Annotated in this window: 7 protein-coding genes; 1 reads left to right on the plus strand and 6 read right to left on the minus strand. The window is 66.4% G+C overall.

Annotated features, from left to right (window positions below; all coding sequences use genetic code 11):
- Nucleotides 1–29: 29 nt before the first annotated feature.
- The 5 genes from AC6LJ5_RS29440 to AC6LJ5_RS29460 all read right to left on the minus strand — a co-directional run bounded on the left by AC6LJ5_RS29440 (nucleotide 30) and on the right by AC6LJ5_RS29460 (nucleotide 5632).
- Nucleotides 30–926 carry a MipA/OmpV family protein gene (locus AC6LJ5_RS29440; protein ID WP_103274497.1) on the minus strand — a complete coding sequence of 299 codons (897 nt, stop codon included), beginning with the start codon at nucleotides 924–926 and terminating at the stop codon, nucleotides 30–32.
- A gap of 68 nt (nucleotides 927–994) precedes the next feature.
- Nucleotides 995–2056 (minus strand): serine hydrolase domain-containing protein, encoded by a 1062-nt coding sequence (locus tag AC6LJ5_RS29445; protein ID WP_233772440.1) that lies wholly within the window; start codon nucleotides 2054–2056, stop codon nucleotides 995–997.
- Between the two features lie 198 nt (nucleotides 2057–2254).
- The gene (locus AC6LJ5_RS29450; protein WP_392411078.1) at nucleotides 2255–3544 is read right to left on the minus strand and encodes an ATP-binding protein; all 1290 of its coding nucleotides are present in this window, start codon (nucleotides 3542–3544) and stop codon (nucleotides 2255–2257) included.
- A complete protein-coding gene (locus AC6LJ5_RS29455; RefSeq protein WP_103276486.1) occupies nucleotides 3537–4238 on the minus strand; it encodes a response regulator in 702 nt (233 codons plus the stop codon). The genes AC6LJ5_RS29450 and AC6LJ5_RS29455 overlap by 8 nt, the downstream gene beginning before the upstream one ends.
- 266 nt (nucleotides 4239–4504) lie before the next feature.
- Entirely contained in the window at nucleotides 4505–5632 is a 1128-nt protein-coding gene (locus tag AC6LJ5_RS29460; RefSeq protein WP_103274499.1) for a branched-chain amino acid ABC transporter substrate-binding protein, read from the minus strand.
- A gap of 268 nt (nucleotides 5633–5900) precedes the next feature.
- On the opposite strand from AC6LJ5_RS29460, the gene AC6LJ5_RS29465 reads away from it, so the two are divergent.
- On the plus strand, nucleotides 5901–6506 hold the full coding sequence (locus AC6LJ5_RS29465) for an RBBP9/YdeN family alpha/beta hydrolase (protein WP_103276487.1): 606 nt from the start codon (nucleotides 5901–5903) through the stop codon (nucleotides 6504–6506).
- Between the two features lie 138 nt (nucleotides 6507–6644).
- Here AC6LJ5_RS29465 and AC6LJ5_RS29470 read toward each other — a convergent pair whose 3' ends face one another.
- On the minus strand, nucleotides 6645–7145 hold the full coding sequence (locus tag AC6LJ5_RS29470; protein WP_498142358.1) for a Dps family protein: 501 nt from the start codon (nucleotides 7143–7145) through the stop codon (nucleotides 6645–6647).
- Between the last annotated feature and the right edge of the window lie 192 nt (nucleotides 7146–7337).

Genomic DNA, 7337 nt, shown 5'->3' on the forward strand with positions numbered 1-7337 from the left:
GGGCGGGCGGATACGCCCGCCCTCTTCCATCAATACGTGTACGTGACCATCGTGCCGACGGAGTACTGATTGCGTTCCTTCACGATCGGGCTGTCCTTGGCGTCGCCGAACAGGCGGCGCGCCTCGGCGGCGGCCGTCAGCGTCCAGGACTTGCTCAGCGGATACGACCACACCGCGCCCAGCGCGATGCTTTCCAGGCCGCCCTCGGCCTCGTACTTGCGATAGCCGGACTTGGCCGACTGGCGGCCGCTGACGCCGTACCAGGTGCGCATGTAGTTGCCGTCGCCGAAGGTGCTGTTCAGCGACAGGCCGATCTTGCCGGCCGGACCGTCATAGACCTTGGCGCTGGCGCCCAGGTTGAACAGCGTGTAGGCGCTGCCGGTATCCCGGTCGTCACCCTTCTTGAACGCGTGCTGCACCGAGGCGGACAGCGTCACGGGGCCGACGTCGGTCTCGGCGTCGAAGCCGACCTGCGCGCGGCTCTTGATGTCGCCCATGCCGCGCAGCGCGTTTGAGCCTTCCAGGCCCTTCTTGTGGTCCTTGCGCGAGGCGCTGGGACCGACATAGATGCGGAACGTGCTGCCCATCGTGTTGGTTTCCCAACCCAGGCCATGGTCGGTGTTCAGGAAAATGCCGTAGGGACTGCGCACGCCGAAGCCGAACACGGGCACCGCGACGCTCTCGTCGCTGCCGCTGTAACGCGGCACATAGGCGCCACCCACCGTACCGTAGAAGGACCACTGGTCCTGCACCATGCCGGTGGCGCCACCCCTGGCGACCTCCAGTTCGCGAGATGTGGCGCCGCGCTTGCCGGAAGCGTTGCCGGCGCCATCCTCGGCCGCCATCGAAATGACAGGCAGCAGGGCCAGGGTGCATGCGGCGGCCACGCGGCGCGGCTTGAGGACTAACAGGGTAGATCGCTTCATAGAGCTTCCAGGGAAACGAGGTTGAGGAGGTACTGCTTACAGCCGCCGCGCGGCACGCGGCGTCAAATCTAGCGGACGTCGTCGCCGTACTTGGCCTGGCGCATCAGCGTCATGGCCAGCGTCGAAACCGATGCCACCAGCGGCTCGGCCGTATCGGCATTGCTCATGACCAGCACGGCGAGCTTGTCGCGCGGGGCCAGTACATAGCGGGAATGAAAGGCTTCGGTAGCGCCGCTGTGCGAACGCATCGCGTCGCCCGCGACGCCGTCCTCGTCACAGGGCGCGACCAGCCAGGACAGGGCCAGCCGGCAAGGCAGGCTGATGCCATCGGCCACGGTTTCCAGGTTCAGGATCGCCTGCGCGGACTCGGCCTTGAGCACTCGGGTATCGCGGTAGCGGCCTTCGGCGAACAGCATGCTGCTGAAGCGCGCCATCTCCGACGAACTCATCCACAACCCCTCGGCGGCCGCGTTGTCCAGAGGCGCTTCCGACCAGGGCTTGCCGCGCCGATAGCCGGCGGCGCGCAGCTCCAGCATGCGCTCATCGGCCTGGTACCCGGCGCGGGAAATGTTCAGCGGGCGCAGGATCGCGCGGCGCATATAGGTGTCGAAGGGCTCTTCGGCCGCGTGCGCCACCATGTCGCCCAGCAAGGCATAGCCCATGTCGGAACGCGCCCTGCCCATGGTGTCCTCGGGCGTGTCCGGGCGCAGCGTCAGTAGGCTGCGCGCGGTGACCGGATGCGCACCCAGCCATTGCATGGCCGCGCGGCGCGGCTGGATCTCCCACTGCGGCAGCGCCTGCGCCGCGGGCATGTCCAGCGCCAGGCGCCCGTCGTCGGCGGCGCGCATGACGCCCGCCGCCGTCACCAGCTTGGAAATCGCACCGACGCGGTACAGCGTGTCGCTGGACGCGCTGCGGTGGCGCGCCTCATCCGCATAGCCGAACCCGGCGCTCCAGACCAGCTTCTGATCATCGACCAGCGCGATCGACAGCCCGGGCACGTCCAGCGCGCTCAGGTCATGGGAAATGCGCTTGGTGAGATAGCTCACCACCGCGTGATAGTCGCCCTTGGATATGGCCGGCGGCTTGGCCGGCGGCACGCCCTGGCAACCGCCGGCAAAAGCCAGCAATGCGCCTAGGACAAGGGTACGGGCAAACGGGAACATGACGTGCGGCAAAGCCTCTGATGAGAACTGCCGTCATGCTATCGATGGGTCAAGCTCCGTTCTTTCCTGCTTTGTATGGAGTTTGTAAAGATTGGACAGGATGTTTGTGAAGTTTATTGAAGATGCCCGTCCAGAGCGGCCTTCCGGGCAGCGTCGCAGCGCTCAGGCTGCCTTCCAGCTGATGATGAAACGGGCCCCGCCCAGCGGGCTGTCCACCACCTCGGCCGTGCCGTTGTGCCAGCGCGCCACGCGGCTGACGATCGCCAGCCCCAGGCCGGTACCGCCGGTGCCGCGGTCGCGGCTTTCGTCCAGCCGGATGAACGGCTCGAAGATGCGCTCGCGGTCCGCCAGAGGAATGCCGGGACCGTCATCGTCCACCATGAGCACATACTCGCGCGGCGCGGGCGAGACCAGGCTCACCCGGATATTGCCACCGGCGTAGCGGATGGCGTTCTGCAGCAGGTTCAGCAGGGCCCGCGTCATGTAGCGCTGGTTCAGGTGCACCTGCGCCACCTGGCATAGCGCCACCTCGCAACGCACGCCGCGCTGGCCAGCCTCGAAATCGGCATGCTGGACCACGGAGTCCAGCCAGCCGCGCGCGTCCTGCGCCTGCAGCGCCAGGCCGTCGCTGTGCTCCAGCCGCGCATACATCAACAACTCGGAGGCCATGCTGTCCAGCTCGGCCACGTCGTTCTTCATTTCCTCGATCAGGCGCGCGCGCGCGGCCTCGTCCCGTTCGCGGCCCATCATGTCCAGCTCGAACGACAGGCGCGCGATGGGCGTGCGCAGCTCGTGCGAGACGGCGTTGGTCAGTTCGCGCTGGTTGCTGATCAGGGCGCCGATGCGCTCGGACATCTGGTTGAAGGTTTCACCCAGATTGCCGATGCTGGAATGGCGCGACAGCCGGGCGCGCGCCTGCAGGTCGCCTTGGCCCATGCGCTGCGCCGCCGTCTTGAGCGCCTCCAGATCGCGCCAGATGGGCAGCGCCCACACCAGCATGAACGCGCACAGCAGCAGGCCCAGCGCGGAATAGACCGCCGCGATCACCCAGGGTCCGATCGACGGTTCGGGCGGCAGCTTGAGCTCCAGCCACTGGCCGCCCGCGCCCGGGATGCCGGCCACGAAGGTCTGCATCTTGTCGCGGATGAAGAAATCGCCCGCGCGGATGGCCTGCCGTTCCTTGTCGCTGGCGTTGTAATCGCGCGCGTTCACGACCCGCAGTCGCAGGCCGTAGTACGGCGCGAGCTGGTCGTCGATGTGAGTCTGCCGGGAGGCCGGCTCGATGCGCGACAGCTCCTGCACCAGACTGTGGATCTGGCCGCGCACCGATTCGCGCGTATAGGCATCACTGACCGGCTCGAACAGGTAGTTGGCGGAACGGTCCACGATCTCGTTGGAGATCACGAAGCCTACCGCCAGCACCACGAAGAGCCGCAGGACGAACTTAAGCATCCTCGCCCTCGTGTGCCTTGGGCGAGAACAGATAGCCCTTGCCCCACACGGTCTTGATGCGCGCCGGATCGCGCGGGTCGTCGTCCAGCTTGCGGCGCAGCTTGCTGACGCAGACGTCGACGCTGCGGTCCAGGCCATTGAACTCGATGCCGCGCACGGCATTGAGCAGGTCGTCGCGGGTCAGCACCTGCCCGGCCTGGCTGGCCAGCGCCCACAGCATCTCGAATTCCATGGTGGTCAGGTCGACCTCCGCGCCCGCGTGCACCACGGCGCGGGTGCGCCGGTCGATGACCAGCGGGCCGAATTCCAGACGCTCCGGCGGTTCGTCCAGCTGGCTGTGCCGGCGCAGCAGCGCGCGGATGCGCGCCAGCAGCACGCGCGGCTCGACCGGCTTGATGACGTAATCGTCCGCGCCCGACTCCAGGCCCAGGATCTGGTCCAGATCGTCCTCGCGGGCGGTCAGCATCAGGATGGGTGCGGAAGAGAACGCGCGCAGGTCGCGGCATACCTGCAGGCCATCGCGGCCCGGCAGCATCAGGTCCAGGATGGTGATGGCCGGATCGTGCCTGCGGAACGCCTCGACCGCGTGGTCGCCGCGATAGGCCTGCGCCACGTTGAACCCATGTTGCTCCAGGAACTGGGCAATCAGGCGCGATAGCTTGGGATCGTCTTCGACTAGCAGGGCCTTGGTCATGATGTCCACAAAAAAGAGTTCAATTGCGCCGCATTCTACGCAAAAGTCGGGAATCGGCGTTCGACCATAGCGGCCCGGCCCGGTTCCCGAGTCCGGACGGACCGAGGCAAATCGGCGGTTTCGGCCCTCCGTCCGCGAGGGCGGACCGCCCTCGGACAGGCGCGACGCTGCGCCTGGCCGCCCAATAGGAAACGGGCCGGAAAGCTAGGCTTCCGGCCCGTCGCGAGCCCTTCCCCGGACCGGGGACGGTTCCGGCATGCGCCGGTTTACTTGTAGACGGTCTTGGAACCGTCCTTGTGCCAGGTGAACACGTCGAACTGGAAGTTCGTCAGATCGCCCTGCTTGTTCCAGGAGATCTTGCCGATCGGGGTGTCGAGCGTGTTGGCGTGCAGGAACTTGGCGACCTTGGCCGGATCCTCGCTGCCAGCGCCCTTGATGCCGTCGGCGATGGCCAGGGTGGCCGTGTAGGCGGTCATCTGGAACGCGCCCGCGGCGTTGCGCTTCTTGGCCTGGAAGGCCTTCACGATCTCGGCGTTGGCGGCGCTCTGGCTGAAGTCCGCCGGCAGCGTCAGCAGCATGCCCTCGACGGCGTCGCCGGCGATGGCGTTGATGTCCGGGTTGCCCGTGCCTTCCGGACCCATCCACTTGGCCTTCACGCCCTGTTCGGCCGCCTGGCGCAGCAGCAGGCCCATTTCGGGGTGGTAGCCGCCGTAGTAGACGAAGTCCACGCCGCCGCTCTTGAGCTTGGTGATGACGGCGGAGTAGTCGCTGTCGCCGGCGTTGATGCCTTCGAAGATCGCGACCGGGATGCCGCCCTTCTCGAGGTCGTTCTTGACCGCGGTGGCAATGCCCTGGCCGTAGGACTGCTTGTCATGCAGCACGGCGACCTTCTTCGGCTTGAGCTTCTCCAGGACGAACTTGGCGGCGGCCGGGCCCTGCTGGTCGTCGCGGCCGATGGTGCGGAAGATGAACTCGTAGTTCTTGCCGTCGGTCAGCGCCGGCGAGGTGGCCGACGGGGTCACCATGACCACGCCTTCGTTGTTGTAGACGTCGGCGGCGGCGATGGTCGCGCCCGAGCAGACGTGGCCAACCACGAAACCGATCTTGCTGTTGACCACGCGGTTGGCGGCCACCGGACCCTGCTTGGGTTCGCAGCCGTCGTCGATGACGACGGTTTCCAGCTTCTTGCCATTGACGCCGCCGGCGGCGTTGATGCGCTCGACCGCCGTGTCAACGCCTTCGCGGACCATGTCGCCGTACTGGGTGACCGGGCCGGTGGTCGGGCCGACCACGCCGATCTTGATCGTCTGGGCTTGCGCGCCCGCTGCGAACGTCAACCCTGCGGCAACACCCAAGGCGGCGATGACCGGGGTCAGACGGAATGCTGGCTTCATGAGTGGACTCCTCTATTGGCATGTAATCGTTGGTTTTCACCGGGCGTAGGCCGGCTTTATCAGTGAATTCCGCCCGGCTGCTATGCGTTTGCACGGCAAAGCATACACTGAAAGATCACTGTCATTGTGGGCTCCGGCCCGCCTTTTTTTGTGCGGAAAACTTGATGGGACGCATCACTTTCCCGCATTTCCCTTATGCCTTCAGGGATATATGCAAAAGAGGATTTATTCGTTTGCGTTACTAAGCCGGCGCGGCATCATGGCCGCCATGAGACTCCAACCGATCATCGTCCCCGGATGGAAAAACTCCGGACCCGAACACTGGCAATCCCGCTGGGCGGACGCCTTGCCGCACGCGATACGGGTGCAGCAGCGGGACTGGGAACAGCCGTCCTGCGCCGAATGGACCGCCGCCGTGGCGGCCGAAGTGGACAAGGCCCGCAGTCCGGTGCTGCTGATCGCGCACAGCCTGGGCTGCCTGGCCTGCGCCGCGCTGCCGGTGCCGCTGCGCGCCAAGGTGGCGGGCGCCCTGCTGGTGGCGCCGGCAGACGTGGAACGCGCCGACGCCCCGGACTGTCTGCGCGGCTTCGCGCCGATCCCCCGGACCTCGCTGCCCTTCCAGAGCGTGGTGGTGGCCAGCGACAACGATCCCTATTGCCGCCTGGAGCGCGCGCGCCTGTTCGCGGAACACTGGGGCAGCCGCCTGGTGGTCGTGCCCGGCGCCGGCCACATCAACGCCGACAGCGGGCTGGGCGATTGGCCCCAGGGCCTGAAACTGCTGGGCGCGCTACGCCGGCGCTCGTCGTGGCGGGTCTCGCCGCCGCCCGAGCGCATCTCGCCGGTACCCGTGCGCCCCTTGTCGCACCAGGGCTGAAACGCGCCACACGGCGTTCGCCGATACACGCCTTCTCCCCCGGACGGAGTTGTCCATCCTGGAGGTCCACAAAAAAACCCCGCGACGCGAGGGTGCGTGGCGGGGTTGATCGGCCGCGCTATCGCGGCTCGCGCCGAATCACTGCAGCAGACTGCGCAGCATCCAGGCATTCTTCTCGTGCACGTCCAGGCGCTGCGTCAGCAGATCGGCCGTGGGTTGATCATTGGCGGCGTCGGCCTTCTCGAAGGCGGCGCGCGCGGTCTTGGCGACCGACTCGTTGGCGCTGACCAGCAGGCGCACCATTTCCAGCGCTTCCGGCACCGAGTCCGGCTCGGCGATCGACGACAGCTTGGCGTATTCGCGGTACGTGCCCGGCGCGTAGTGGCCCAGCGCCCGGATGCGCTCGGCGATGCTGTCCAGCGCGTTCCATTCCTCGGTGTACTGCGTCATGAACATCAGGTGCAGCGTATTGAACATCGGCCCCGTGACGTTCCAGTGGAAGTTGTGCGTCATCAGGTACAGCGTGTACGAATCCGCAAGCAGCTTGGACAGCTCGCCCGCAACCGCGGCGCGATCCTTGTCGGAAATGCCGATGTTGATGCGCGGAACACTGGTGATCTTCTTGGAGGACTTGGCCATCGATGACTCCTGTTGAATGGACTGAGCAAGGATAACACTGCTGCTACGACAGACTTGGGACCGCACGGCGGCTCAACATTGATGCGGCTCAAGCGATAACTGCTGCAATCAAAACACGGCAAACGGGATGCCACGGAGCCGGCTTCGCCGGTCCGTGGGCATGCCCCCTTGAGGGGGAGCGCGCAAGCGCTC

This window comes from Achromobacter sp. 1011791174, from assembly GCF_059760925.1.

Bases quoted from the DNA above. Each gene is read 5' to 3' on its own strand.
- AC6LJ5_RS29440 (WP_103274497.1), bottom strand. From the start codon at position 926: ATGAAGCGATCTACCCTGTTAGTCCTCAAGCCGCGCCGCGTGGCCGCC.
- AC6LJ5_RS29450 (WP_392411078.1), bottom strand. From the start codon at position 3,544: ATGCTTAAGTTCGTCCTGCGGCTCTTCGTGGTGCTGGCGGTAGGCTTC.
- AC6LJ5_RS29455 (WP_103276486.1), bottom strand. From the start codon at position 4,238: ATGACCAAGGCCCTGCTAGTCGAAGACGATCCCAAGCTATCGCGCCTG.
- AC6LJ5_RS29460 (WP_103274499.1), bottom strand. From the start codon at position 5,632: ATGAAGCCAGCATTCCGTCTGACCCCGGTCATCGCCGCCTTGGGTGTT.
- AC6LJ5_RS29465 (WP_103276487.1), top strand. From the start codon at position 5,901: ATGAGACTCCAACCGATCATCGTCCCCGGATGGAAAAACTCCGGACCC.
- AC6LJ5_RS29470 (WP_498142358.1), bottom strand. From the start codon at position 7,145: ATGGCCAAGTCCTCCAAGAAGATCACCAGTGTTCCGCGCATCAACATC.